The sequence below is a fragment of the Bacillus sp. MYb209 genome (assembly GCF_002975175.1).
Taxonomy (GTDB): Bacteria; Bacillota; Bacilli; order Bacillales; family Bacillaceae_G; genus Bacillus_A.
In genome coordinates this window covers 1-1,685 of the sequence record NZ_PCNZ01000114.1, presented here as the reverse complement: position 1 = coordinate 1,685, position 1,685 = coordinate 1, and the positions used below count along the sequence as shown (strand labels likewise).

At 35.0% G+C, this 1,685-nt stretch carries 1 protein-coding gene; it reads right to left on the bottom strand.

The window, feature by feature from the left end; translation table 11 throughout:
* On the bottom strand, positions 1–835 hold an 835-nt coding region (locus tag CQZ94_RS30635), incomplete at its 3' end, for an efflux RND transporter periplasmic adaptor subunit (RefSeq protein WP_105588423.1).
* Positions 836–1,685: the final 850 nt, after the last annotated feature.

The following is a 1,685-nucleotide window of genomic DNA, read 5'->3' as shown; positions in this document are numbered from 1 at the left end:
TCGTTGGGAATTCACTTACTTCTGTAATTTTACCTGTCCACTTCTTCTTATTATTCGCTTTCGCAGTTACAGTGAACGTTTGGTCTTTTTGAATTTGTGACTTTTGAAGCTCTGTTAAAGTCCCTTGAACTTGGAACGGATCTTTAGAGGCAATTTGTAAAAATGATTTTCCTTGGCCGCCTAACGCCTGAGATGAACTTTGTGCTGCATCTTTATCTAGCTTTTGTACGACACCAGCGAAGTTACTATAAATCGTAAGTTCTTTCTGCTTTTTACTTAACTCTTCTTTTTGCAACTTCCCTTTTTCTTTCTCAAGATCAGTTGTTTTTTGTGCCATTTCTAATTCACTTACTTGCTCTTCCATTGGGTCTGTTACTTCTTTCGCAGCTCCACTATCTTTTGCCTTCTTAATTTCGTTCTTCAATGAATCAATTTTCTTTTTCCCTTGATCATAACGCATATCAGCCATCTTCTGATCAAGCTCAGCTTGCTTCATTTGCAGATTAATTTCTTCATTATCATAAGAGAATAATTTCGTTCCCTTTTCTACCTCTTGTCCTTCTTTCACTGCAATATCTTTCACTTTTCCTTTAGTTGGATCCGCATAGAAGCTTTCAATATTCCCCGGCTTCACCTGACCCGAAATTAACTTCGTATTATTTAGCTTACGCTCTGTCACTTTCTCAAAACTTACAGCATCCGTCTTCGTTGTATCTTTCTTCTTACCTTGCATAACAAAAATATTAACCGCCGCAACGATAACAATTAGTACAATAACCCCGACAATAATCCATTTTTTTTTCTTATTTGGAGTACGAACTGTATTTGGTAACATAATCTTTCCCCTTTCAAAATTAAATATTACTAAACATGTAGCAATTAAATAATATAACACGAAAAATACTTATAACCAATATGTAATATTGCATATAAGTAGATTAAAAGATTTTTATGAGAATTAAGGTTCTGGTGCAAAGATGGCATTTATTTGAAAGAGGTATAGGATAGGCTGGGTTTTTGTCTACTGTAATCACACGGGTTCTGGTGCAAACCTCGAATAATGTCAAAATATACAAAAAAATATGAGTTTAATTCCGAACATTTAATAGCCGTTGGTTCTTTAACTACGTATTTTTGCGTTGAATTTCGGATGATTTACTTTTATTGTCGACAAACATTCAGTTTAGAATTTTTATGAAATCATTTTTGCACCAGAACCAACTAAAGAGCCTTACCTCTGTAGGCAAGACTCCACTAGTGTAGTTGTATAGTATTTACATAACAACTAAGAAACTGAAAACATATAACACCAAGTAGCAGAACCCTAACATTCCGCCTACAGCTAGTACCTGTTTAACCCAGCTCTTGAGTTTCAGATTACTGTCAATCTCTTGCACTCTTTCCAATATCGTTTCCTCCTATTAAGGAGAACCCTTGAAGACTCTCACCTCGCTATGGCACCATTAAGGAATGACTAATAGAGGTCTAATTTTTGTCTAAACGTATAACGTTGCCCCTATATGCAATATTGCATATAGAAATGTATTGTTATAAATGTAAGCGCTTACTATAATAAGGGTATAAAGATTCACCACATCTTAATACGAAAAAAGAGGAGGAAATAATATGACAATCGCAATGGCAGTTTTATCATTCTTAGGTGGAATCATCCCATTCGTAGGAGA